General features: G+C 41.0%; 38 protein-coding genes. 31 read left to right on the top strand and 7 right to left on the bottom strand.

Translation table 11 applies throughout. From position 1 onward, the window contains the following. Positions 1–135 precede the first annotated feature (135 nt). The 9 genes from CHI10_RS19195 (at position 136) to CHI10_RS19155 (ending at position 7973) form a co-directional block, all read left to right on the top strand. The gene (locus CHI10_RS19195) at positions 136–1467 is read left to right on the top strand and encodes a polysaccharide deacetylase family protein (protein ID WP_095245789.1); all 1332 of its coding nucleotides are present in this window, start codon (positions 136–138) and stop codon (positions 1465–1467) included. Positions 1468–1597: 130 nt separating this feature from the next. After that, the gene (gene yknW, locus CHI10_RS19190; protein WP_095245788.1) at positions 1598–2263 is read left to right on the top strand and encodes a YknW family membrane protein; all 666 of its coding nucleotides are present in this window, start codon (positions 1598–1600) and stop codon (positions 2261–2263) included. After that, entirely contained in the window at positions 2264–3382 is a 1119-nt protein-coding gene (locus CHI10_RS19185) for an efflux RND transporter periplasmic adaptor subunit (protein ID WP_095245787.1), read from the top strand. It begins immediately after the preceding gene. After that, positions 3379–4071 carry an ABC transporter ATP-binding protein gene (locus tag CHI10_RS19180; RefSeq protein ID WP_095245786.1) on the top strand — a complete coding sequence of 231 codons (693 nt, stop codon included), beginning with the start codon at positions 3379–3381 and terminating at the stop codon, positions 4069–4071. Before CHI10_RS19185 ends, CHI10_RS19180 begins: the two co-directional genes overlap by 4 nt. Further along, the gene (locus tag CHI10_RS19175) at positions 4068–5261 is read left to right on the top strand and encodes an ABC transporter permease (RefSeq protein ID WP_095245785.1); all 1194 of its coding nucleotides are present in this window, start codon (positions 4068–4070) and stop codon (positions 5259–5261) included. The genes CHI10_RS19180 and CHI10_RS19175 overlap by 4 nt, the downstream gene beginning before the upstream one ends. Before the next feature lie 60 nt (positions 5262–5321). After that, positions 5322–6023, top strand: a complete 702-nt coding sequence (locus tag CHI10_RS19170; protein ID WP_095245784.1) for a tubby C-terminal domain-like protein — start codon at positions 5322–5324, stop codon at positions 6021–6023. Positions 6024–6098: 75 nt separating this feature from the next. Beyond that, on the top strand, positions 6099–7100 hold the full coding sequence (locus CHI10_RS19165; RefSeq protein ID WP_095245783.1) for an EAL domain-containing protein: 1002 nt from the start codon (positions 6099–6101) through the stop codon (positions 7098–7100). Between the two features lie 144 nt (positions 7101–7244). Then, positions 7245–7760 carry a GNAT family N-acetyltransferase gene (locus CHI10_RS19160; protein ID WP_095245782.1) on the top strand — a complete coding sequence of 172 codons (516 nt, stop codon included), beginning with the start codon at positions 7245–7247 and terminating at the stop codon, positions 7758–7760. Between the two features lie 57 nt (positions 7761–7817). Continuing rightward, on the top strand, positions 7818–7973 hold the full coding sequence (locus CHI10_RS19155) for a DUF1540 domain-containing protein (RefSeq protein ID WP_095245781.1): 156 nt from the start codon (positions 7818–7820) through the stop codon (positions 7971–7973). 76 nt (positions 7974–8049) lie between these two features. Here the strand turns inward: CHI10_RS19155 and CHI10_RS19150 are convergent, their stop codons facing one another. Beyond that, positions 8050–8319, bottom strand: coding sequence for a hypothetical protein (locus CHI10_RS19150; RefSeq protein WP_095245780.1), 270 nt, complete (start codon positions 8317–8319; stop codon positions 8050–8052). Positions 8320–8578: 259 nt separating this feature from the next. On the opposite strand from CHI10_RS19150, the gene CHI10_RS19145 reads away from it, so the two are divergent. The 3 genes from CHI10_RS19145 to CHI10_RS22485 all read left to right on the top strand — a co-directional run bounded on the left by CHI10_RS19145 (position 8579) and on the right by CHI10_RS22485 (position 9504). Further along, the gene (locus CHI10_RS19145) at positions 8579–9031 is read left to right on the top strand and encodes a GNAT family N-acetyltransferase (protein WP_095245779.1); all 453 of its coding nucleotides are present in this window, start codon (positions 8579–8581) and stop codon (positions 9029–9031) included. Positions 9032–9097: 66 nt separating this feature from the next. Then, the gene (locus CHI10_RS22490; RefSeq protein WP_179289088.1) at positions 9098–9259 is read left to right on the top strand and encodes a hypothetical protein; all 162 of its coding nucleotides are present in this window, start codon (positions 9098–9100) and stop codon (positions 9257–9259) included. 101 nt (positions 9260–9360) lie between these two features. After that, a complete protein-coding gene (locus CHI10_RS22485) occupies positions 9361–9504 on the top strand; it encodes a hypothetical protein (RefSeq protein ID WP_179289087.1) in 144 nt (47 codons plus the stop codon). 56 nt (positions 9505–9560) lie between these two features. Here CHI10_RS22485 and CHI10_RS19140 read toward each other — a convergent pair whose 3' ends face one another. From CHI10_RS19140 to CHI10_RS19130, 3 genes are read right to left on the bottom strand one after another with little or no spacing between them, the layout of a single operon-like run. After that, on the bottom strand, positions 9561–9860 hold the full coding sequence (locus CHI10_RS19140; RefSeq protein WP_095245778.1) for a putative quinol monooxygenase: 300 nt from the start codon (positions 9858–9860) through the stop codon (positions 9561–9563). Between the two features lie 21 nt (positions 9861–9881). After that, complete coding sequence (locus CHI10_RS19135; protein ID WP_095245777.1) at positions 9882–10517, bottom strand: nitroreductase family protein; 636 nt, start codon at positions 10515–10517, stop codon at positions 9882–9884. 37 nt (positions 10518–10554) lie between these two features. Next, a complete protein-coding gene (locus CHI10_RS19130) occupies positions 10555–10983 on the bottom strand; it encodes a MarR family winged helix-turn-helix transcriptional regulator (protein ID WP_095245776.1) in 429 nt (142 codons plus the stop codon). 379 nt (positions 10984–11362) lie between these two features. Here CHI10_RS19130 and CHI10_RS19125 point away from each other — a divergent pair, with 379 nt between their 5' ends. Next, on the top strand, positions 11363–11740 hold the full coding sequence (locus CHI10_RS19125; protein ID WP_142301784.1) for a hypothetical protein: 378 nt from the start codon (positions 11363–11365) through the stop codon (positions 11738–11740). A gap of 50 nt (positions 11741–11790) precedes the next feature. Here the strand turns inward: CHI10_RS19125 and CHI10_RS19120 are convergent, their stop codons facing one another. Continuing rightward, on the bottom strand, positions 11791–12045 hold the full coding sequence (locus tag CHI10_RS19120; RefSeq protein ID WP_061793142.1) for a YiaA/YiaB family inner membrane protein: 255 nt from the start codon (positions 12043–12045) through the stop codon (positions 11791–11793). A gap of 290 nt (positions 12046–12335) precedes the next feature. On the opposite strand from CHI10_RS19120, the gene CHI10_RS19115 reads away from it, so the two are divergent. The 6 genes from CHI10_RS19115 to CHI10_RS19090 all read left to right on the top strand — a co-directional run bounded on the left by CHI10_RS19115 (position 12336) and on the right by CHI10_RS19090 (position 15891). Next, positions 12336–12602, top strand: coding sequence for a hypothetical protein (locus CHI10_RS19115; RefSeq protein ID WP_095245774.1), 267 nt, complete (start codon positions 12336–12338; stop codon positions 12600–12602). Between the two features lie 88 nt (positions 12603–12690). Continuing rightward, on the top strand, positions 12691–13665 hold the full coding sequence (locus CHI10_RS19110) for a DUF2268 domain-containing putative Zn-dependent protease (RefSeq protein ID WP_286137495.1): 975 nt from the start codon (positions 12691–12693) through the stop codon (positions 13663–13665). A gap of 15 nt (positions 13666–13680) precedes the next feature. Next, positions 13681–13809 (top strand): hypothetical protein, encoded by a 129-nt coding sequence (locus tag CHI10_RS22805; protein ID WP_286137494.1) that lies wholly within the window; start codon positions 13681–13683, stop codon positions 13807–13809. Positions 13810–14092: 283 nt separating this feature from the next. Beyond that, on the top strand, positions 14093–14710 hold the full coding sequence (locus tag CHI10_RS19100; protein ID WP_286137493.1) for a DUF6518 family protein: 618 nt from the start codon (positions 14093–14095) through the stop codon (positions 14708–14710). A 32-nt stretch (positions 14711–14742) separates the two neighbouring features. Next, positions 14743–15114 carry a hypothetical protein gene (locus CHI10_RS19095; protein WP_095245772.1) on the top strand — a complete coding sequence of 124 codons (372 nt, stop codon included), beginning with the start codon at positions 14743–14745 and terminating at the stop codon, positions 15112–15114. A gap of 69 nt (positions 15115–15183) precedes the next feature. Continuing rightward, positions 15184–15891 (top strand): DNA alkylation repair protein, encoded by a 708-nt coding sequence (locus tag CHI10_RS19090; protein WP_095245771.1) that lies wholly within the window; start codon positions 15184–15186, stop codon positions 15889–15891. 121 nt (positions 15892–16012) lie between these two features. Here CHI10_RS19090 and CHI10_RS19085 read toward each other — a convergent pair whose 3' ends face one another. Beyond that, entirely contained in the window at positions 16013–16468 is a 456-nt protein-coding gene (locus CHI10_RS19085) for a YusW family protein (protein ID WP_179289086.1), read from the bottom strand. 152 nt (positions 16469–16620) lie between these two features. Between CHI10_RS19085 and CHI10_RS19080 the strand changes: the two genes are divergently transcribed. The 3 genes from CHI10_RS19080 to CHI10_RS19070 all read left to right on the top strand — a co-directional run bounded on the left by CHI10_RS19080 (position 16621) and on the right by CHI10_RS19070 (position 17777). Beyond that, complete coding sequence (locus CHI10_RS19080) at positions 16621–17022, top strand: DUF4181 domain-containing protein (RefSeq protein ID WP_179289085.1); 402 nt, start codon at positions 16621–16623, stop codon at positions 17020–17022. Between the two features lie 19 nt (positions 17023–17041). Continuing rightward, a complete protein-coding gene (locus tag CHI10_RS19075) occupies positions 17042–17461 on the top strand; it encodes an RDD family protein (protein ID WP_095245768.1) in 420 nt (139 codons plus the stop codon). Positions 17462–17552: 91 nt separating this feature from the next. Next, positions 17553–17777: a hypothetical protein gene (locus CHI10_RS19070; protein ID WP_095245767.1), complete on the top strand. Its 225-nt coding sequence runs from the start codon at positions 17553–17555 to the stop codon at positions 17775–17777. Between the two features lie 139 nt (positions 17778–17916). Here the strand turns inward: CHI10_RS19070 and CHI10_RS19065 are convergent, their stop codons facing one another. After that, positions 17917–18393 (bottom strand): VanZ family protein, encoded by a 477-nt coding sequence (locus tag CHI10_RS19065; protein ID WP_095245766.1) that lies wholly within the window; start codon positions 18391–18393, stop codon positions 17917–17919. A 316-nt stretch (positions 18394–18709) separates the two neighbouring features. Here CHI10_RS19065 and CHI10_RS19060 point away from each other — a divergent pair, with 316 nt between their 5' ends. The 9 genes from CHI10_RS19060 (at position 18710) to CHI10_RS19020 (ending at position 23754) form a co-directional block, all read left to right on the top strand. Then, positions 18710–18892, top strand: coding sequence for a hypothetical protein (locus CHI10_RS19060; RefSeq protein WP_286137499.1), 183 nt, complete (start codon positions 18710–18712; stop codon positions 18890–18892). A gap of 286 nt (positions 18893–19178) precedes the next feature. Further along, positions 19179–19637 carry a LytTR family DNA-binding domain-containing protein gene (locus CHI10_RS19055; protein ID WP_095245764.1) on the top strand — a complete coding sequence of 153 codons (459 nt, stop codon included), beginning with the start codon at positions 19179–19181 and terminating at the stop codon, positions 19635–19637. Beyond that, positions 19634–20047 (top strand): DUF3021 domain-containing protein, encoded by a 414-nt coding sequence (locus CHI10_RS19050; protein WP_095245763.1) that lies wholly within the window; start codon positions 19634–19636, stop codon positions 20045–20047. Before CHI10_RS19055 ends, CHI10_RS19050 begins: the two co-directional genes overlap by 4 nt. Positions 20048–20065: 18 nt before the next feature. Further along, on the top strand, positions 20066–20977 hold the full coding sequence (locus CHI10_RS19045) for an ABC transporter ATP-binding protein (protein WP_095245762.1): 912 nt from the start codon (positions 20066–20068) through the stop codon (positions 20975–20977). Continuing rightward, positions 20974–21714, top strand: a complete 741-nt coding sequence (locus CHI10_RS19040; RefSeq protein WP_095245761.1) for an ABC transporter permease — start codon at positions 20974–20976, stop codon at positions 21712–21714. The genes CHI10_RS19045 and CHI10_RS19040 overlap by 4 nt, the downstream gene beginning before the upstream one ends. Positions 21715–21805: 91 nt before the next feature. Then, positions 21806–22252: a GNAT family N-acetyltransferase gene (locus CHI10_RS19035; RefSeq protein WP_095245816.1), complete on the top strand. Its 447-nt coding sequence runs from the start codon at positions 21806–21808 to the stop codon at positions 22250–22252. 194 nt (positions 22253–22446) lie between these two features. Beyond that, positions 22447–22842, top strand: coding sequence for a transcriptional regulator SpxA (gene spxA / locus CHI10_RS19030; RefSeq protein ID WP_095245815.1), 396 nt, complete (start codon positions 22447–22449; stop codon positions 22840–22842). Between the two features lie 85 nt (positions 22843–22927). Continuing rightward, complete coding sequence (locus tag CHI10_RS19025; protein ID WP_095245760.1) at positions 22928–23341, top strand: RrF2 family transcriptional regulator; 414 nt, start codon at positions 22928–22930, stop codon at positions 23339–23341. An 83-nt stretch (positions 23342–23424) separates the two neighbouring features. Beyond that, the gene (locus CHI10_RS19020) at positions 23425–23754 is read left to right on the top strand and encodes an IDEAL domain-containing protein (RefSeq protein ID WP_095245759.1); all 330 of its coding nucleotides are present in this window, start codon (positions 23425–23427) and stop codon (positions 23752–23754) included. Positions 23755–23780: the final 26 nt, after the last annotated feature.

Below are 23780 nucleotides of genomic sequence, written 5' to 3'. Positions count from 1 at the left end.
CTGGAAAAATACAGAAACAAAAAAAGGATCTCTTTCGTCTAATAAACGAGAGGGTTCTTTATAATTCCACAAATCGTAGCGGCACCCTCGGATACAAAGAAAATACACTCATTAATTACAAAGGAGTGCCTTCAAATGAGAAAGTGTTTTGCTTTGATCGGAGCTATGCTCAGTCTCTTTATTATGGCAGGCTGTCAGAATTTTAAATCATCAGCAGTCATGGCGGCAGTAAGCTACCATTCTACTCAGGAGAGCGGCCTTGAAAAAAAGGCCATCCCCAGCAAGACGAGGGAAGAGAAAGAAAAGCTGTTAGCCGAGGCTAAGGTTTCATCCCAACAATATGATTACGAAAAAGCTATTACACTATTAAAGCAAGCAGGTATTTCTGGTGATGAAGACATACAGAGGGCTTTAGATGCTTACGAAAAACAAAGGAATCATCTCGTCAAATGGCATGATAACAGCAAGATTCCTCATTTGTTTTTCCACTCATTGATTGCAGATGCATCCAAGGCATTTGATGGTGACAGTATGACTCAAGGCTATCAGGATTACATGGTAACCATTGATGAATGTAAAAAAATCTTAAACGAATTATACAAAAGAGGATACATCCTTGTAAATCTTGATGATATTGCAAAACCCAATTCAGAGGGGGAAATGGTTTATCAGGATATTTTATTGCCTCCTGATAAAAAACCATTGGTGCTGTCGCAGGATGATGTCAGTTACTATGAGTACATGAGGGGAGACGGATTTCCCCAAAACTTAACGCTCGATGCTAATGGGGATATCACAAATACTTATCTAAATGACAAAGGGGAATCCATTCAAGGGCCTTATGACCTGGTTCCCATCGTGGATGACTTTGTTGAACAGCACCCGGATTTTTCCTATAAGGGATCAAAAGGAATTATTGCATTAACCGGATATAACGGAGTATTAGGATATCGAACTTCTGAGACCACCTATGGCCCGAATAGTGAAAAGCATAATCCAAATATAAAAAAGGATCGGCAGCAGGCGAAAAAAGTAGCAAATGCAATGAAGCAAAAGGGGTGGACATTTGCCTCACATACGTGGGGACACCTTGATGCAGGGAAGGCATCTCCAGAACATTTAGAAAGAGATCTGCTGAAGTGGAAACGAGAGGTTGAACCAATCACAGGACCTGTAAACACCATTATATTCGCGTTTGGCAGTGACATTGGAGACTGGCACAAGTATTCAGGTGATAAATATGATTTATTGAAAAGCCTGGGTTTTGCATACTATGCCAATGTTGATGCATCAAGCACCTCCTGGTCTCAAATAGGACCGGATTACTTCCGGCAAGCACGCATAAATCTAGACGGGATTCGTATGCGTGCAGCGTTAACTGGACAAAGTGATGTTTTAAAAGATTTTTTTGATGTTGAACGAGTTTTTGATCCTTCCCGGCCGGGTGCGAATAAGCTTTTACAATGAAGAACATGGGGGAAAACATGAGAACCGTCCCCATGTTTTTTAGGGTCAAAATGTAATTTTTTGAAACCTTTTCTATATATTTCCGTAATGCATAGTGGAATTATTTTTAACTAGAATAGGAGTGTTCTATATGGAACAGGAAGTAAAAACGAACAGTGCAAAACCGAGTTTGCTTGGGATGATTTGGAGTCCGGGGGAGCAGTTTGACCGAATCCGCCAGAATCCGAGGGTTTGGGTGCCGCTCATATTGGTGAGTATTATTTATGCAATCGGCATGTTTTTAATGGCCATGACGATGGATGCTTCTTATCTGGGCCTCGAAGGGATGAGTGACGCGGAAGCCGAAATGGTGATGATGTTTGCCAGGGGCGGAGTTGCCATTACAGGTATTTTCACTCCGGTATTTGTGGCGCTGATTTCAAGTGCTATCTATATGATTTTCACGAAGATTGCTGGATCTGATGCGACGTTTAAACAGCTATTCTCTATGAATGTCTATATTATTGTGATTGGCGGTTTTGGTCTTATCCTTAACATGGCATTGAGAGCCGCGATCGGCGGAAATCCGGAAATTTTTATTACCAGCTTAGCAGGTCTGATGAATAGTGAGAAGCCGGGAGTCTTAGGTTCTATTGAATTATTCAGCATATGGCAGTCGGTTATCACTGCGATAGGGCTGCAGCGGGTGGCAGGATTATCAAAAGGCTGGGCATGGGGGATTGCGATTGCGTTCTTCATTATTGGCATTTTGTTTGCCTTACTCAGCAACACCCTCTCAGGAATGACTGGTGTATAAATGAAAAAGAAAGTTTGGATTGCCACCGGAGTGACGGCTTTGGTTTTGCTGATGGCTGGCGTGAGCATCTACAGACAGGCGTTCGCTAAAGGGCCTGAAGTAAAAACCGCCCATCCGGTACAGGAGGAAATAACAGAACAGATCATGATTCCCGGAACAGTGAAGCTGGTGAATGAACAGAAGATATATGCTTCTCCTGAAAAAGGTGAAATCAAGGAGTTCCTGGTGGAAGAAGGGGATTCAGTCAAAAAAGGAGGGGTTCTGGCCAGGTTTGATAAACAGGCTTTAGCCTTGGAACTGGAAAAAGTTAAACTCCAGGCTGAATCAGGTTATTTAAAGATCAATCAGCTGGAAAAACAGGAAGATGAGCTGGTTGATAAGGAAAAAGAACTGCGCAAACAGGCTGGGAAAAAAGAAGCTGAAAAACAGATACAGCCTGAAAGGGATCAGCTTAAGCTGGAAAAGCGATTGGCCAATCTGGAGTTAAGCCAGGTGCTTCTGCAGAAGAAGGATATTGAAAAACGCCTGGAAGAATTAGAGATTAAGAGTGCGATGGATGGAGTGGTGCTCCAGGTGAATAAAGAAACGTCATCCGACCCGTCATCTGCAGGAAAGCCAGTCATTTATATTGGGGATTTGAAAGCGACCTTAGCATCAGGCCTGCTTTCAGAATTCGATTCATTGAAGGTCAAAGTGGGGCAGAAAGTGACCCTCCGTTCAGATGCAATTCCTGACAAGGAATGGAAAGGTGAAGTCAGTGAAGTGGCTGACATGCCTGAAGAGAACCAGGCAATAAACCCTGCGGAAAATAGTGCGCCTCAGTATCGGGTAGAGATTTCAGTGAAGGAGATGTCTTTGAAACCGGGTTTTCAGCTCATAATGGAAATCGAAACGGATAAGAAAAAGGCACTCACTGTTCCCGCAAACGCAGTGGTCACGGGAGACAGCAGTGTATATGTATTCGTGGTCAGGGATCAGAAAAGTTACAAACAGGAAGTGGAAACGGGTGTTGCTTCCGGGAATAAAATCGAGATAACAGGCGGACTTGAAGAGAAGGATTTGATCATTACGAATCCATCAGATCAGCTGAAAGACGGCGTGGAAGTGGATGCGGAATGATCAGCTTAAGAGGCATAATCAAGTCCTATCAGGTAGGAAAAGAAAGCATTGAAGTATTAAAAGGAATTAACCTGAGCATTGAACAGGGTGATTCTGTAGCCATAATGGGGCCATCCGGATCGGGCAAATCCACACTTATGAATATTATTGGATGCCTCGATCTGCCGACAGAAGGAATTTATGAACTGGATGGAGAGAATATATCCCATTACCCGGAAGCAGAGCTGGCTAAGGTCAGAAATCAGTCGATCGGGTTTGTGTTTCAGCAGTTTCATCTGCTTCCGAGGCTGACGGCTATTCAAAATGTGGAGCTGCCGATGATTTATAGCGGCCTTGCCAAAAAGGAACGATTGGAACGGGCGGAAGCAGCGCTGGTTAAAGTGGGCCTGACCGATCGGATGGGGCATTTGCCGAATGCCTTATCAGGAGGGCAGAAGCAGCGGGTTGCCATCGCCCGGGCGATTGTGAATGAGCCGAAAATCATCTTGGCGGATGAACCGACAGGTGCACTAGATACGAAAACGAGTGCCTCCATTATGGAGCTGTTCAGTGAGCTGAACCATGAAGGATCAACAATTGTAATGGTGACACATGAACCTGAGATAGCAGAATATGCTCATCACACGATTATGGTGAGGGACGGGCTGATCGTGAACGCTGAACCTTCCCGGAGGGGGGCGCCTGTATGAGCTTTTTAGAAAATATCAAAATGGCGCTCAGCTCATTGAAGGCGCATAAAATGAGATCGATTTTAACCATGATTGGAATCATTATTGGTGTTGGGGCGGTCATCATTGTAGTTGCCATCGGCCAGGGCGGAGAAGCGATGCTGAAGACGCAGCTGACAGGCCCGGGCAATACAGTGGAATTATTTTATCAGCCTTCTGAGGAGGAAATTCAGGCAAACCCGAACATATTTAATGAAGCTCCTTTTGACGGTGAAGATATCAAAGCACTGGAGCAGATTCCAGAGGTTAAACGGGTAGTTGCTTCAAGCTCACAGTTTTCACAGGCTTCATATGGAGAACAGACTGCAGAGACTTCAACGACAGGAGTAGGTCCTGCCTATTTTGAGCTGAACAATGTGAACCTGGAAAAGGGGCGATCCTTCACGGCTGCCGATTTCCTTGGCGGACGCCGGGTGGGACTTATCAGCTTTTCCATGCAGGAGGAGCTCTTTGACGGCAAGTCACCGGTTGGCGAAGTGATCCGGATTGGGAACCAGCCGATTGAGATTATTGGCGTTATGGAAAAGCCGACAGGGCTCTTTTCATTCGGTGTTCTGGAGATCTATGTGCCTACGAAAACATGGCAGACCATTTATGGCAAAAGTGACTTTACCCAGGTGACGCTTCAGGCAGAATCCGCTGATCTGCTTCAGACAGCTGGAAAGAAGGCTGCCAGCTTACTTAACAAGATGCACAATACAGAAGAATCTTATATGGTCATCAACATGGAAGAAATGGCAGAAGGAATCGGCCAGATTACAAAGGTCATGACGTTAATCATCGGCAGTATTGCCGGCATCTCGCTGTTTGTCGGCGGAATTGGCGTCATGAATATCATGCTCGTCTCTGTAACGGAACGAACGAGGGAAATCGGCATCCGTAAAGCACTCGGAGCGACCAGGGGACAAATCATGGGACAGTTTTTAATCGAATCTGTGACCTTGACCTTAATCGGCGGAGTGCTGGGAATCCTGCTGGGCTGGGGTTCAGCATCTCTCATTTCATTCTTTGCGGGCTGGCCATCGCTCATTTCGTGGCAGGTCGTGGCCGGAGCCCTATTCTTCTCAATGGCGATCGGCATTATATTCGGACTGCTTCCTGCTAATAAAGCTTCACGGCTGAGTCCGATTGAATCTTTGCGGTATGAGTGATTAGTAAAGAGGCTATCTTCGGCTGAGGCTGGGGGTAGTCTTTTATTTGAGGTGAACATAATGATTCAATTAAATATTATTTTTGTTTTGTTTATATTGACCTTGCTTGCGCGGTACTTGGTGTTTGGAGCATTCGAACCCGCTATGTTTGCTGCTGCCTTTTTGTTTCCTGCTGCATCTGTCGTGATTTTTTTCATTAGTAAGAGACTTGCAGACAGGGAGCGGGCTTATCAGCCGAAATTCAATGATGGCTGGTCATTTTATCATATCCAAAAATCGTTAATGATTGAAAAGCCGCTTTTTAAAGGACGAAATATGAGAGGATACGTAAAACGGTATTTTCCTCAGAGATGGCAGTATGCTTTAGGAGATAGCTTCGGTTTAAATTGGTATTTGTCTTTTGAAGTACGCATTGACCAGGATTTGTATGATGTACGCTGGTATCGTAAAAAGTGGATAAGCCAACAGGATCAATGGAGGATCTATAAGAACGGAACGCAAATAGGGGAAGCTCATACAGTCATCACCTTAAAGAATTCGGCAAAATTAAAAGAAGCTATTGAATACAGACTTCATGACGTTTCTTATATTTCCTCTGCCTCATCGGTTATGTCTGCCATTACTTTAACTAGAGAAACAGAAGTGCTTGGCAGATTAAAACGGAGTCATATTATTAGCGGCGTTCAGGTAATCAATGTGGAGGACAGCAATCACGACTATCTTGTTGCATTAATCATTCATTCTTTTTATTTTAAAAACTGATTCAATGCGTTTCACCTATAAGCAATCCGGTAATATAGTAAAATAGAACTATTATATAATAAGGGTGGGCTTAGGATGAGCTGTAATGCTTGTAGGGTGGAGGATTTGCGCTTTGAGGTAAAAGCAGATGGAGAACAAAATTGCCGGATGCTTACAAGCGTGATTGAACATTTGGAGCGAAAAGGCGTTTTGGTGGAAGCTGATTCAGACCGGTTTGTGCTGAAGGAAGACGGCATGCGGGATTTTCTTGATTTTTGCAGGGACCATATGGAAGCTGAGAGTGTCAGCTTCAGATCGGCCGATGAGGGGTGGCGCCCCATTGCGGATGCTGCTGAGATCCTGGATAGGCAGTGGATTGATGAAGTGATTGCCAATGGGCTGGTTACGTGTCATGCACAGCCGATTCTCAATGGAGATGAAGAAGTGTTCGCCTATGAGATGCTGGCGAGATTTTACCGGGAGGATGGGTCTGTGATTTTCCCTGGAGAAATATTTGGTGCAGCCAGAAAGCGCGGGAGGCTGTATGCGCTCGATCGCTTGTGCAGGATGACGGCGGTCAGATTTGCTTCGTTTATCGATAAAAAGGCATTTATCAATTTTATTCCTACAAGCATTTACTCGCCGGAGTTCTGCCTGAAATCAACGGTACAGCTTGCTGACCGCTTAGGTGTGGATCCGAATCGGCTTGTATTTGAGGTAGTGGAAACAGATAAAGTGGAGGATACGGATCATTTGAAAAGGATCCTCGCTTATTATAGGGAAAAAGGATTCCGCTATGCACTGGATGATGTGGGCGCCGGGTTCAGCACCATCGAGTTATTGAGCGAGCTGCAGCCGCATTATATGAAGCTGGATATGAAATATGTTCAGGGCGTGTCAACAGATCCAGAAAAACAGAAAACAGCGGAAGCTTTTTTACAGCAGGCAATGAAGATGGGGTCCGTCCCGCTTGCTGAAGGGATTGAAACCCGGGAAGACTTTGAGTGGCTTAGAGACAGAGGATACCAGCTTTTTCAGGGATATTTGTTTGGAAAACCTGCGCCGATAGCTGAAAAAGACAGAAAAATAATATCCTAGTGCTGAGTTAGCAGGAATGGACCAGTATTTTTCGAATAAAAGGTGTGCCGGGAAAACTTCTGTGCGCTCAGTAAATTTTAAAGGAAATACGGCTGAAATCAACGAACATACATAGGATGAAAACAGCTGAATAGGGGTTAAGAAATGGAGCTTAAAACAGAGAGGCTAATAATCCGTAAGTTTAAATCAGAAGACTGGCAGGCAGTTTATGAGTATACAGCAAACCCGGAAGTGATGAGATACATTCCGGAAGGGGTATTCACAGAAGAAGCTGCAAAAGAGTTTATCCGCAAAAATATCGAGAAAGCTGACCATTTCCCTGTTGTTATAGAAGGGGATATTCTGATCGGCCATATAGGATTTCATAAGTATTTTGGTAATCATACATATGAAATTGGCTGGGTATTCAATCCGAAGTTTTATAATAAAGGCTATGCATCAGAAGCAGCATATGCTGTTCTGAAATATGGCTTCGAAAAGCTTGGCCTGCACAGAATTATCGCAACCTGCCAGCCCGAGAACCCGCCGTCTTACCGTGTGATGGAGAAAATCGGCATGAGGCGGGAAGGCTTTTTCAAAAAGTGCATTCCACATGGAGATGAGTGGTGGGATGAATACTATTATGCGATTTTAAAGGAAGAATGGAATTCAAATAAATAAAGGGCCATGTATATCACCATCCTGATTTGAAGAAAATATGGCCAGGAGGTGATATACATGGCTAAAGATGTTCTTTGTGAAGTAAATAACTGCACTTATTGGGAACAGGGAAATAAGTGCTCTGCAGAAGCTATTTATGTTGTCAGCCATAAAGGCAAGCAGGCGTCCAACAGCAAAGAAACAGACTGTAAAACGTTTGAGCCGGAAATGTAAGCCAAAAGGGTAACCGAACTGGTTACCTCCCTGCTATTTATTATTGATAATAATTATCAGTTTCATTCAAAAAAATTTACCATGCTGATTCTTTTGTTTTTCGAAGTGGAGTCAGTTTTTTCATGTTTTTAAAGATTTTATAATGGGCAGTGCCTACTTTTTCTTCTACATAATCCAATGAATAATCACCCGATGGATCAGATAGTTCCCCAATCGCACGTGATAGGTGATCAATGACTGTTCTGTATGATTCATTCTTCTTAGGGTCTTCCTTTGAGTTCATTTCTAGCATAATGTCGTGAGCAAGGCTTTGAATTCTCCGTAAACGAATTTGCTTCGCTGGCATATGATCGCATCCTCCCCTTTTTTTGCTGAATCAATATATTATATATGGCCTTTCCATAGAAAAAATAACTGAAATCTGATGTGCACAACGATTGGAATAATATAGTATAATGAGTGTGTCTTGTTTTTTTTCAGACAATTTAGTAAAAGGAGGCGTTCAATATGCTAAATAAAAATTTAGTTATTATGGATCAAAATAAGGGGAGAACGCCTAATTAATAACAGCGTTTCCCCAAAAATGAGAAAAGGGGAAATTTATTTTGAATACTGGCAAAGTGAAAATTGAAGAGGTAACAGCAGACAATTGGTATGACTGCTGTTTATTAGAGCTTTCAGAGGAACAAAGAGCCTATATGGAGCCAAATGCTGTTTCCATTGCGCAATCTAAATTTGAAACAGCGCTGAAACCGTATGTGATTTACCTGGAAGATAAAGCTGTAGGCTTCTTAATGTTTAATACATGTTTAGAAGAATTGGATGCGTACTGGATTTACCGGATTATGATTGATAAGGCGCACCAAAGCAGGGGAATAGGAAAAAAAGCGACGGAACTGATGATTACGGAGATGGCGAAACTGCCAAATGCGAAAAAACTTGCAGTAGGTTACCATCCAGAAAACCTTGGGGCGCACCAGCTTTATGCAAGTTTGGGGTTTGAAGATCAAGGTCACCGTTTTGGGAAGGAAATGGCAGTTGTGAAAGATTTAGGCTAAGGTCTGATAATCGAAAGCTCGTCTTATTTCCTTGCGAAAACAGGGCAGAAGGCAGGTTGAGAAATAATGGAATTTATGATTTTCTTATTTGTTTTCTTTCTTTTTCTGGCAATCAGTTCCATAATGAATGTGTTATTCAAGATGACGGAAAAGAAGCATTGGGGCATGTCACTTCTGCTGAGCCTGGTGCTGGCTGTCATAACAATTGCCATTTTGGGAATTAAATAGGAAGAATGAAGTCCGGGGAAGATTCCCGGGCTTTTTTATGTGTATAAAAACGTTTGGTCAACAAAAACTTTAAGTATCTTACAATGAAAAGGTGATGAAAAATGGATAATGAATATCAATTTGCAAATTTGTCCGACGGGGATCTGCAGCAGGTGCATAATCTGGAAAAGCGCTTAAGTGAGGAAAAGGGAGAAGAAGTCATTCTAATCGCTTATCATGACCAGAAAGAGAATCAAAAGGATTAAAAACGATAAAAAAACGCTTGGGAATCTTCTTTCCCAAGCGTCTTTATGTCTATCATTTATTTTTTATCTACAGGTTTCGCATCATATACTTCCACCTGAGGAGGGGCTGCAAAATACTCAGGCGCTTTTCCAGTAAATGATGTAAAGTGTTCAGTCTGGTTGTGGAACTTCACAGCGTCCATATCCTTCCACAGTTCCACCATAGTATAAGCCCCCGCTTTTTCTGTATCTTTTACAAGGTCATAAGAGAGATTGCCTTCTTCTGCTCTGGAAGCCTCAATCAGCGGAAGGATTTCAACCAGAAAATCATCTTCTTTATCAGTTTGTATTTGGAAGCCAGCATGAATAATGATCATGTTGCATTTCTCCTTTGTGAGTTATTTCCACTCCGTGATATCTTCAACAGGCAGGCGGACCGATTTGTAGCCTTGATCAGCAGCTTTCCCGATGGAGATTAGCATGACAGGATAGTAGCGTTCCTTGTCCAAATCAAAGGCTTCGGCAATGCGGTCTTTTTCATATCCGCCAATTGGATTAGTATCATAGCCATGGGCGCGGGCTGCAAGCATTAGCTGCATGGATACAAGACCGGCATCAATCAGGTTCATTTCTTTCTTTTGCTCGAATGTCATATTTTCTGCTAAAACTTTGATGGCTGGAACCTGCTTGTCTCTTACATCAGCAGGCATGTATCCTTTTTCAACAGCTGTATCATAAATTTTTTCAATAAACGCTTCACTTTTCATATCAACAAAGACGGCAACAACAGCTGCTGATGTCTCTACCTGACGTTGATTGAATTTTGCGAGTGGTGCCAGTGTTTCTTTGCCTTCTTGTGAATCGATTACTACAAAACGCCATGGCTGAAGGTTTACAGATGAAGGAGCTAAAGAGGCTTCTTCCAGGATTTGAGCCATTTCTTCTCTGCTGATTTTCACAGTTGGGTCATAATTACGGATGGAACGGCGGCCTGTGACGATTTCTTTATAGTCGTTAATAGTTGTTTTTATCATGATGAACTCTCCTTTATGTTTTTTCTGGATGAAAAAATTACATATTATCTACATTTTCCTGGATGCGAGTGAGCATATTTAATAGTGTGCTTCGCTCAAGCTCCGAAAAGCCGTTCAGGATTTTGGAAATAAAATGCTGCTTTTCTTCACAGTAAGCAGCAATCTTCGTTTTGCCTTCCTCAGTCAGGCTGACATAAGTAAAGCGGTTATCTTCAGGATTTTTCCTGCGGATCACCATGCCTTTTTCTTCAAGTTGCTTAAGATGTCTTGTGACAGCAGCATGATCGATATTCACTTTTTTCTGCAGCTCACGCTGTGTAATTTCTTCCGCTTCAAAAAGCTCCCGGAGAATCTCAAGCCGCGACTGGCTGATGCCTGTACAGCGTTCAAACTTCGGCATTGTCTGCTTACTGAGCTCAAACAGCCGGGCCGCGATTAATTCTTCTTCCTTTGAACATTTGAACACAGCATCCCCCGCCTTTTTAGATAATTGATAGGTCAATGATTGATATGTCAATTAATATACTGCAGAAATTTTTATTAATCAACCGTCCTGCTCATCTGCGGATATTTTTTTGTTTTTATTTATAAATTCATCTTACTTTTATATACGAATATGGTAATATAAGGTAAAGGTGAAGGGGTGAAGTCCTATCCAGCTTGCTCATGAAAAAGGTTTAATACCAAAGATATTCAGTCTAGGACTGATTTACGTGTTAAGCGTAATTCCCATCAGCATCATTTGCGTTAACTTCATTCATAAATTCTACTTTCATCCTCCATTCTTCCTGGCATTTAGCACCAATAAACTTTCATATGTAATTTTTAGTGCAGGATTTTTTCTTTTGTTCGCTGTGGTTGGGGTTTTTCTGTATTCCAGGGAAGTTAAGTCCTCAAAGCGGCTGACTTTAGCAGCTGGTTTCTTATTAAGCCTGTCTCTTCTCATATTCTATATGTCTTTCGATGTGTACACCTATGTGGATGAAAAAGGGATACATATAAATAGCGCATCAGATGTAAGAGCTATTGATAGTTATCCTTGGGAAGAGGTGGTTTCAGTCACCCAGCTAAACATGAGAGGGGTGCCGGCTCAGCTTGAGATTGTTTTAGAAGGGGATAAAAAAATTGTGATGAATTTGCATGCTGACTGGTATGCCAAGAGAAGGGCATTTTACGAAGTGCTGCACGAGTATGAAATTCCGCTTAATGGAGTAGAAAAATAAGTGCCTGTCAACTTATCAGGCACTTATTTCTTCAACTCATGTGTTCTTATTTATTGATCAATTTTAGCTGATCTGCGCTCTTGCTCTGCAAGGATTTCTGCATCTTCAGCATTATCCCGTGTCACCTTTTGAGTCAGAATGGACCCAACTGCAACCAGAAGCATGACCGCAATATAATAACCTTTCTCGTTGAGCTGCATTTCGGCATTATAGAGGCCGATTAGAAATAAACCAACACCGGCAATCAATGTAAAGTAGGCCAAAAATGTAAAAGCTGGCGTGTTTCTCCTTCTATACTTTTGCATAAGTTTCAATCCCCTTTTTTCATAACGTTCTTTCTCGTTTTCTCTTTTCATGGATGTAACATTTTATTCTTTATGAATTAAAATTATCCTTTTTTATGAAAAAATGCAACAAATATTCATGGGTGCTTTTTACTGTTTTTGGATTTTGTTGAAAATTCATATATTTAATAAGTGAAAAAGGTTAGTTTTAAACTTGTATTTTTCTAAGGAGGTACATATGTTAGCAAATATTGGTGTCCCAGGACTAATTCTGCTTTTACTTTTATTATTTATAGCAAGCGGGATATTTTTTGTTACTTGGCTGCTTAAGAAATAACGGAGATGAGGTGGCTGAAGTGCGCTATATTTTGTTAATTGCTGTAATAGGCTTGTTGGTCTTTATTCTTTTTCGGATGTTCAAGTTCAGAAGAGGCATCTCAAACAGCAACTTTACCCCAATCGATGACATGGACAATGGGCTGGCTAAAGGCAGCGGCAAAAAGCCTCATAAGATTGAATTGAGAAGTGAGATTTCATATGAAGTAACACCAGATAATAAGAGCAGACAAAACAAGTGAGGTTCTAAGTATAAATTTTAGGAGATTGATATGAAAGATTCTGAAGAATACAATAAATTATGAAAAATATTTAATTGGAGGGATATATTTGAAGAGAATTTCACTTTTGAGGACAGGTGTGCTGCTGATGGTCATGCTGTTCACATTGTCAGCCTGTTCTGAAAAAGAGGAATCGAGTGCGGAACACGATAATGAGCCTGCAGGTGAGGATAAGGTTATTTACTCTTTTGAACATCCAGAGACAAAACAGAGGTTCAAGATTGTTAATGCATATAAGCTATTCAGCGGTTATTTGGATAAAGTGGAAAAGGAGCAGAACAGCTCAAAGTATTCAATCTATAAAGATGAAGTCATTTCTCCTGTTTATGACGATTGTTTCAAAAGTGGCGAATACTTACATATGGCAGATTCCATCCTGGATAGTGAACCTGAAAGTCTTAAAGAAATAAAGGGTGTTATTGAAAAGATTGATGAAGATCAAACAAATAAGATTATTAGAGAAGCCCTGCTTAAGTCATCAGATATTTTACCGGGCAAGAAAGAAACGGCTGTTTGTGTATTTCCTGTTGAACTGTCGGAGGATACACCTCTTATGGTCAACGTTGGAGCCGGGAAAATAACTGTTTTCTATAATAAGTATTATACCGAGGAAACGATTAGGATGGGTATTGCTCATGAATACCATCATAGTGTTTGGACTGAAGAATATCTGGATGGGAATCTGGACTTTACAGTTCTGGATAATCTAATCTTTGAAGGAAAAGCAGTCATGTTTGAAAAGCTGGTTTATTCTGATCTTCGGCAGCTTACTTCCATTAATCAAAGTTTTAATAAAACCTATTGGTCCAAGATTGAAAAGGACTTAGATAAGGTGGACGGATATCGATCCAGCCAAATTATTATGGGCGGCGGTGAGCTTCCGCGTCATTACGGATACAGTGAAGGCTACAAAATGGTCGAGTCGTATCTCAAGCTGCATCCGGATACTGCACCGGAAGAGTGGACAGCCTTGAGAGCGGAAGAGATCTTTCAAGAGGGGCAGTATTTTAAAAATTATCAATAGCACTGAGGAGGAGTTATGGTGAAAAAAATGCCTTTTGAAAGACCGCTGCCTGATCGTTTATCCGGGCTGGAATTCATTTTCAAAGTGAATAAAGCACCATTTAAGAAGAAGGCCGCAGAACTGGAGATCAGGATACGTTTATGAAGCAAAAGACTGATGTTTTCCCATTAATGAACTTGATGAGCATAAGTTGTTCAGCTGTATTGTTCCTTGCAGCATATAATTTTATAGGGAATCTATTGCTTTTTCTCGTTTTCAGCATTCCGATTTTCTGGGCAGTGGTGAAATTGATTCATAATCCGTTTGTTAAAAGAAAATTAATAACTGCTGCTGAAAAGTTCAGCCTGAATACCCTATATATAGTTTATTTTATTTTGTATGCAGTTCTATTTAGCTCGGTGGCTAGTGGATAGGAGGCTTATGAAATGTGCTGATAAAAGGTCCGGAGTATGTTAGAACTGAAAATAAAGAACAATGGGCAATAAAACGGAAAATGGGAATGGTTTTGGCCATATTCCTGGCGGGAGCTTTGTTAGGATTGCTTGCAAAATATACGGACGGCACAATTTTGGGGTTAATTGGCTCTGGGCTTGGATTCTGGATAGCAGCAGCTTCTTTGCTTGCAGCCTGGAGCCGAACGCCAATGGTTGCTGGTCTGCATGTGTTAGTGTTCTTTTCTGCGATGCTGTCGGCTTACTATTTGTATTCTATGATTCTGTTCGGATTTTTTTCAAAGTCCCAATTTATCTATTGGGGGAGCATTGCGTTGCTTTCTCCTGTTTGCGGCTATACTGTATGGTTTGCGAGAGGGGCAGGGTGGCTTGCAGCGTTTTGTGCTGCTATGCCGATCAGCCTGCTTATTGGTGAAGGGTTCAGCTTTATCTATACTTACTCCATCCCAAAAGGATTTGTTTTGCTGTTAGCAGTGTTTTTGTGGATTGTTTTGCCTAAAAATCATTTTCAGCGCATAAGGGTTATTCCGTTCACGGCTGTTCTCCTATTTATAATCGAACGGTTTGGACTTCTTTCTATATTGGCTGGATAAAGAAGCAGGAGTGCGCGCTTAAAGGAGCATTTATGAAAAAACTAATACCATTAGCGATTTTGGGAGTACTGATTATCCTGCTTCATTCAACCCCAAACATGGCATTAAGAACCCACGTCTTTTTCAGCGGATATCCTGCAGCTGCCATCGGTTCAGGGATTATTGAAGACGACTTTCATAATGAGGTGGATCGGGATAGGTTTGCTGAGTTAAATGCTAAAGCTTATACATTAACGGAACCTCCTGTAGAAAAAGCGACTCAAGGAAAGTTGAGAAACTATTTAGTTAGAAAATATGGATTCATCTATTTTGCTGAATACTACGGTGAGGGTAAAATATACAGGGTAATGACCATGCAGGCTGATTGCAGCCCATATGATATTCCGTTCTTAACGAACATATAAATCCCGGCTTAAAGTAAAGAATCAAAGCCAATAATGTATAGGAAGCATCTGGTTGAAAGGGTGAGGATCATGACTTATGAAGAAATCATGCAAAGGCTTGAGGAGCTTGGTACAGAGCAGACGAAGAAGACTTTTATGAATCACGGGGCGAAGGAGCCTTTTTTTGGTGTGAGGGTTGGAGATTTGAAAAAGCTGGTGAAGTTTGTAAAGAAGGATCAAGAGCTGGCACTTCAATTATATGAGTCAGGGAATCATGATGCAATGTATCTGGCTGGACTATCTGTCAATCCGAAGCTAATGACAAAAGAGACTTTACAGGGATGGGCTGAAAAGGCATATTGGTACATGGCTGCGGAGTATACAGTTGCCCAGGTGGCCGCGGAAAGTGAGTATGCTCTTGAATTGGCCCGGGAGTGGATCAAATCTGAGGATGAAATGGTTTCGGTCTGCGGCTGGAACACGTATTCAAATTATGTATCGATTACACCTGATAATGAGCTTGATATAAGTGAAATAAAAGCATTATTGACACAAGTTAAAAATACCATTCATGAAGAAAGAAACCGAGTAAGGTATGTGATGAACGGCTTTGTTATCTCAATAGGCACTTATGTACCTGAATTGAATGAAGAGGCAAAGAAAGTTGCTGAACATATCGGAAAAGTGCATGTGGATGTCGGAAAGACAGCCTGTAAAGTGCCTTTAGCCAAGGAATATATTGAAAAGGTGGAATCAAAGGGACGGGTCGGGCTTAAGCGGAAGACTTGTATATGTTGAGGTAAACAAAAGACTGGGGAAAATACGTCGAAATAAACTAATACAGCAGATTTTGGTGAGTGAGAAGCTGGTCTGCACGTCAAATGAGCTCAAAAGGCATGCTTTTGAGCTCATCTGATTTTTATTGAGTTTTCGTTTCTGAATATTCTTTTTCCGTCCCATCTGGGAAATTTACTTCCAATTCGAATTTTTGGTAATTGTCTTCTACTGAAAATGCGTTCTTTACCTGGTTAATGACCTCTTGATCTTCTGTATTTTGATCAAACGACAGCCCCTCAAAAATGGGAGTCAGCTTCTCCATCGCTTCATCCGATGTTAAATTCTGATCAGCAAGGTCATCCTGATATGCCGCCTCCATTCCGTTTTTTTCATTTTCATAATCCACATCAATGGTTTTATTGTCCTTGTATTCCACCTCAAGATCGAAATTCGTAAAATTAAATGCAGCCTCATCGGAAGTTTCTTTATTTTGATTTTCAGCAGGTGCATTTTCAGGCGGATTTTCTACTTTGTCATCATTGCAGGCTGTAAGCAATAATGCAGATAGAGATGCCGAGATTATAAGATTCAGTTTCATAAAGTCCTCCTTGGTCATGATGTTGATTTTAGTGTACCCAAAATTTTACTGAACCAATCTGTTAATAAATCTGAGGGGTATTTTGGTATAATAAGGAAAGGGTCAGGAGGGTAACCAATTGGCATCACACACAGATGAAATGGGGAAATGCAGTGTATTGGATAGCCATTTTCATATATTTCCTTTTAATAGGCAGTGCTTTTTGGCTGGAAAGGCTGCTGGAACGGAAGTTTAATATCCCAAAGAAGCGGGAGTATACAAAAAGGTTTAACAAACAGCAAACGGTAATAGAGTCGTTAATCTTCGTTGTATTTTTTTTTGGATGCATATTGGCAAGTATTACGGTTGAAGAGAACGGGGTACAAACTCCGTTAAATCCGATACCCTCTCATCTTTGGATGGCGTTACTTGTAATGGTTATAGGCGGATACAGAGGGTATATGATCAGAAAATTTGCAGGCCATTCTAATGAACATATAATGGAATTTGCTTTTGCAGTTTGGTGCCCCATACTGATTGTGATTGCTTATCATGCAACTGTTGCATATTTTTAATAGAGAAGGAGATAGATGAATGGAGAAACAGCAGGCGGGATTTGGCATAAGATTTGCAGCAGATTTTATTGATACTCTAATACTTACAATACCCATTTCAACGGTGTTCTTTCTGATAGCGGGAGATTCACCGTTTAACTGGATGATGGGATGGACCTGGCCAATCATCTATACTATCTATTTAACACTCGTTCCCCTTGTCTGGAGCGGTTATATTATTGGGAAGCGCATTTTTAGGATTAAGGTTAGAAGGATAGATGAAGAAGGCCTAACGTTGAAAACGATGGTTCTAAGAGAAATTATCGGTAAATTTCTATTGTCTAATGTGACGTTTGGTATATCAACATTAGTCAGTATGTTTATGATTATATTTAGAGAAGACAAGAGGGCAATTCATGATCTGATTGCCGGGACTTATGTCAGCAGAGAACAGGTATAGGATGATAGCAAATTATAGTTAAAGAAAACAAGCTTTCAGTTTCTTACCAATTTACATTTTGACTAGCTAATTATAAAGAGAGGCAATCTACATGAAACTGTATAATAAACCGATTAAAGCATATCTCCCTAACGATTTAACTGCTGTTGAGGAACATGACGGTGAACTCACTTATTTTTTTAAAAAGGGCTATGTGACAGTTCTTGGTGAATTTGAATGTGAGAAGTATGTTGGAGGAACAGCTTGTATTATTCTTAATCAGGAAGAGGTTATATCTATTGGAAAAGAAATGCTGCGGTTTGTTGACGATGAGTGATTATGAGGACAAACAATGTTTTCGTATGTGAATGGTGTACTTTAAATAACGGGTGCCTAATCCCAAATCTGCTGCTGGCTTGGTTCCGGGCTATGAGGATTTCTGAAGATGCCTGTATACCTAGATATACAGGCATTTATTATATATTCACAGCATTTTTCAGTGCTTTCCGGGCTGTCATCGCTTTCCATAAACCAAACCCTATTAACGCTCCGATAATATTTAGAATAAAGTCATCAATATCCAAACTGCCTCTTCTTGTGACCAGCTGGATAATCTCCACACTAACAATCATTACACTCATGGCAAAAGCAAATGGTTTAAGCTTGTTAAGCCTTTTAATAAAATAGGGCAGGAAAATTCCCATTGGCAAAAATGCAGCCACATTGCCGGCAAGGTTTTTTATTGGAATGATTAGATTCATGCTTTCATTGGCCATAGCCAATAGATACCCTTCAATGGTTTTAAAAGGCACCAGGTTTGAGGACTGCTTCATATATTCGATTAATGGCATGTCTGACCAGAATCCTCTCGACATGAAAAAAAGCAGTATCGTTAATACAAGCAAGTAAAAAAGAAAGCTTATTCCCATGAGTAATCTCATAATTTTCTTCATCTTTATCTCCCGCAAAATAGAGTCTTTGATAATAGTAATATAATTTTTCCATATTTTATTCAAGAGATTAAACCTGCCAGCTACTATAATGAGTCTATCGCAGTACATAAGGGGGATGTAATGAAAAAGAACTGTTGGTAGACTGCTGGCTATGATTCTGCAAAAGCTATCTCCTGATACAGCATATAATAATGTACCCCTTTGAGAATGGAATAGTACTTTGGTAAATTGTTGGTTAATTATTTGTTAGTTTACGATATTATTAAGCTATAGAAGTTCTTAAAATGTAAAAGAAGAGGTGTGCAGTGTGGGAATAATGCTTGGTCTGGTTCTGGTCATCTTAATTTTTGCTGTGGTTGCGACTTTGCTGCTGACAGGCAAGGCTGATGAGAACTACGAAAGTTCAACAAAACAGAACACAACCAATTTAACCTTAATATATGTGGTTATTATTTTTATCGGATTAGCTGCTCTTGGCATTTATATTTGGCGGATTTAGATACAGATGAAGATTGGGCAGAATCCTTTATTTCGCTGACTTGTATGCCTCATCGGGCAGATGTAGAAATTTAAACACGTTCAAGCAGTTCCACGGCCATCAGCGCCGGTTAAAATCAAGAAAACGCCTGGATCCTTAGTGGTTCAGGTTTTTTTATGCCTGCAGGACGGACGTGATTACGTGCCACTTACCGTCCCCATCCGGCGTGTCGCCTTTATGCTGGTGACAAATGGAAATTAGCCACCTATACTAAATCTATAAAGTTTAGAGAGGAGGAGCCAGCTGCATGAAAATCCTGCTAGACATCGATCCGCACAATGAAGAAACCTCTGTGACTATCCATTGTAAAGAAATCACCCCTGCCATCCAGGAAATCCTCGAGTATCTCAAGAAGAATGATACCGGCTTAATTGTCGGGAAGGATGGAGAGAACCAGCACTTATTTAAGCCTGATGAAGTCCACTACTTCCGATCAGAAGGCGACGCAGTTACAGCAGCCACTTCAGAAGGAATTTTTAAGGTGAAAGAAAAATTGTATGAACTTGAACAATCTCTCCCATCCCACAGGTTTATCAGGATATCCAAGTCTGTCATAGCCAACCTTTACGCCATGAGCCATTTCGAGCCATCTTTTAACGGAACACTATGTGTCCACTTCAAATCAGGGGAGAAGGAGTATGCTTCACGCCATTATGTCGGCCGGATAAAAGATATATTGAAAATGAACAGGAGGGAAACAAAGTGAAAACATTTTTGTTTCGAAGCATGATTGGCATATTATTTGGGGGATTCATTGCTACAGCGGCAGCCATTTGTTTAGTTTCTTTTGGCGATCAATCTACATTAGACGGACAGCTTTTTATTAAAAATGCATTGGGTTCAATTTTTTGCGGCTGGCTGTTTACCGTCACTCCACTTTATTTTGAAATTCGCTCCCTTCGCCTGCCTATGCAGACAGCGCTGCACTTTCTGACGGTCACGATTGTCTACTTCGCATTAGGTCTTTTTATTGGCTGGATTCCTCTTAGTGTCACCCACTTTTTCATATACCTGGCAATTTCAGTTTTAATTTATTCAATTATGTGGGTGGGTTTTTATCTGTACTTTAAAAACGTATCAAAAAAGTTAAATGAAGATTTGGAATGCATTGAGTAGAATGCTAGGAGGATTCGAATGGAAAGCGTCATTTCTGTTAAAAATTTATCTAAAAATTTTGGTGCCACCCGGGCAGTGAAAAACCTTTCTTTCACTGTTTACAAAGGTGAGATCTTTGGGATTATCGGGCCAAACGGCGCAGGAAAAACGACAACACTTGAAATACTTGAAGGAATTTCTATTCCAAGCGGGGGAGAGGTCGAAGTGCTTGGACTTGTGCCAAGCAAGCAGCTCCGTGAATTAAATAAGAAAATCGGCGTGCAGTTTCAAGCCACATCGATTCAGAAGAAAATGAAAGTAAAAGAAGCGCTGGATCTCTTTTCTTCCTTTTACGAAGGTCAGACGCAAAAAGACTATTTAATAGACTTGCTTGATTTAAACGAAAAAATGAACGTAAAGTTCGATGATTTATCAGGCGGCTGGAAACAGCGGGTAACGCTTGCCTTAGCCACCCTGCATGAACCGGAAATCCTTTTTCTCGATGAACCGAGCATGGGACTGGACCCTTCAGCAAGGAGAGAAATGTGGTCTTTGATCAGGCTGTTAAGAGATAGGGGCAGCACCATTGTGGTAACCACACACTATATGGAGGAAGCTGAGCAGCTTTGTGATCGGGTGGCAATGATCTACAGCGGTCAATTGAAAGCCCTGGATACACCACATGAATTGCTGAATGAAGGGACAGCAGACTGTCTGGCCTTTAAGAGTGCAGGACTTAGCCGTGAATATCTGCAATCCCTCCCTGGTGTTGAACGAGTTGAAAATAATCTGGACGAATACAAAGTGTACTGTGATGATCAGCAGACAACAGCTTATCACATTTTCACTCACTGCCAGGAAAAGGGGATAACTCTATCGGACTTCAAGTTTGAGAAGGGATCACTCGATGATTTATTTGTCCAATACGTAGAAAAGGAGAAAATCGGATGAACGCAATCGTAAAACTTGCCGGTCTTGAAACGAAAATGTTTTTTAGAGACCGTCTGAGCGTGTTTTGGACGTTCCTTTTCCCGGTAGTGATGATTTGGCTGTTCGGTTCCATGTTTGTCGGGAACAACATGAGCCAAAAGGCTTTTGCGGAATATTTTGTTCCTTCATGGATAGGCGTCAACATTGTAACCACATCCTTTTTTACACTCGGAACCGTTTTGACCAATTACCGGGAAACAGGTGTATTGAGAAGGTATCAGTCAACACCGCTGCAGCCATGGAAAATCCTCGCCGCCCATACCTTTCAAGGGACCGTTATCTTTGCCATATCCGCTTTGCTTCTCATGGTCTTTGGCATGCTTCTTTATGACCTTACTCTGCCGGTTTATATCGGCAGTACGCTGTTATCATTGCTGATCAGCATCCTTGCTTTTTTTCCGTTTGCTTTATTCCTGACATCGCTGGCTAAAAATACACAATCGGCAGCAGCAATCAGTTCACTGTTTCTGAACCTGATGCTTTTCCTCTCAGGAGCGACCTTTCCGCTTGAGATGATGCCGACGGTTCTTCAATACGCAGCTAAAGTTCTTCCGCTTTATTACGTGATTCAATTGCTGAGAGGGACATGGACGGAAGCACCTATTACAGAATATGGATTTGAGGCGGCTGTACTGATGGGGATTTCTATTGTGTCTGTTGTTCTTGCAGTGAGGTTCTTTCGGTGGAGCGGGAAATAAAAAATATCTTGGTGCCCTAAGAAATTAGGGCTATTTTATTTTGGTGTTTATAAATATTATTAATATTATAGAAGAAAGTGTGGTAACGAAGATGGAGATCTATCAAGCTTCACTGGATGATTTAGAAGGAGTGTCCGCTTTATTTAATTTATACCGTGTGTTTTATAAACAAGCAGCGAATACAGAAGCGGCAGCTGGGTACATAAAAGAACGCTTAACAAAACAAGATTCTGTCATATTTGTGGTGCGAAATGAAGGTAAGTATCTTGGCTTCACTCAGCTTTACCCGACTTTTTCATCAATATCTATGAAAAAGGCCTGGATCTTGAATGACTTGTATGTTGATGCAGAGGCGAGGAAGCAGGGAATAGGGGAAAAGCTTATAGACAAAGCGAAAGTGCTTGCTGATGAAACAGGGGCGGTGAGTATCATCCTCAGTACTGCTCCTGATAATTCCTCTGCTCAAAGTCTTTATGAAAAAATGGGATTTAAGCGTGATGAACAATTTTATCATTATGAATTGAATACAGCTGAATAATGCTGAATAAGGGCTTTCAAATAAGTAAATTCGAAAGCCCTTTTTGTATATAAGAGGTCTTGACTTTTTTAACTGTAATGATTATCATTACAGTATATCCTTTGAGGAAAGAAAAAAAGTTACTCTTGAATATTAACTGTAAAAAAAAATATTACATTTATAAAATATCATTAACAATCGAGGGAGTGTTTTTAATGGTGAATTTATTTTTATCATCCAGCTGCGGTTCCTGCCGAAAAGCACGTGCGTGGCTTGAGGAACATCAAATCGAATATGTGGAGCGGAACATTGTAACTGAGCCGCTTACAGTAGATGAAATAAAATCAATTCTTCGCCTTACTGAGAATGGGACTGAGGAGATTATTTCAACTAAATCAAAGGCTTACAAGGAACTGAACGTGAATATAGATTCCATGCCGCTGAAAGAGTTATATCAATTAATTATTGATAACCCGCAAATGCTGCGCAGACCGATTATTCTGGATGAAAAAAGACTGCAGGTCGGCTTTAACGAGGATGAAATCCGCAGCTTCCTTCCGCGGAAGTTTCGTACGTTTTCATACAATGAACTGCAAAGATTGGCTAACTAGACAGCGCCAGGCTGTGAATTCTTGACAAGCTAATCTGTAAAACTTAACATTACAGTATGACAGCAGAAAATATAGGAGGCCGGCCATGAATAGCGATTTTACTCTTGCCATTCACAGTCTAACTTATCTCGCTCTGCAGCTGGATCGCATGTCAACGAGCGATGTGATTTCTGAAAGTGCAGGTGTCCATCCGGTCCGCATCCGAAAAGTCCTGAGTTTATTAAAAAAACATGGATTTATTAAATCAAAAGAGGGAACGGGCGGCGGATTTATTTTTGCCCGGGATTTAAGTGAAGTGAATCTTTGGGATATTTATAAGATTACATCTGAAGGTGCCCTTCAGCCGAAGTGTCCGGATTCAAATGAAGCGTGTGTAGTGGGGGCGAATATGCAAAGAGTTCTGATCAGCATCTTTTTAGGTGCAGAGGAACATTTGGGTGAATATTTGAAGCACTATACCTTAAAAGATATTGTCGATCTCATCCATAAAGAAAAATAATTGGGAGCTTTCAGGCTTTCAGTAGCTTAAATGTAATAAAAAATGTTACAGTTTCAAAAAACTCTTCGAAGAAGGTGAATTGAATGATGGCCAACCATAAAGCCATTTTAAAAACGGGAGATTGGATTAAGGGGAAATCCCGAGAAGGGGAACTGATCATTGGCTATATCGAGAACCTTGAAGAAGGAATTATTAAGACAAAGGTGATTTCGAGTGATAATAAAACCATTGAAGGCAAAATCATTCCGTTGCAGAGCAAGCAGGTTAAGAAAATGCCGTCGGCAAAAGTGGCCAACAAGGAACAAATTCATTTTCTCATTGATCTTGCTCTTTCCACTGGAGATGAAAAATGGTTCTTTGAATTGACCTCGAAGCTGAACTCAATGAGAGAGCTTGTGAAAGGTGTTAAATAAAGGCTGTTTTCGCAAAGTTTGTTGCT

It is taken from the genome of Bacillus sp. 7894-2, assembly GCF_002272225.1.
Lineage (GTDB): Bacteria > Bacillota > Bacilli > Bacillales > Cytobacillaceae > Cytobacillus.
The sequence above is the reverse complement of the archived record's forward strand: the minus strand, read 5'-3'. Positions and strand labels throughout refer to the sequence as shown.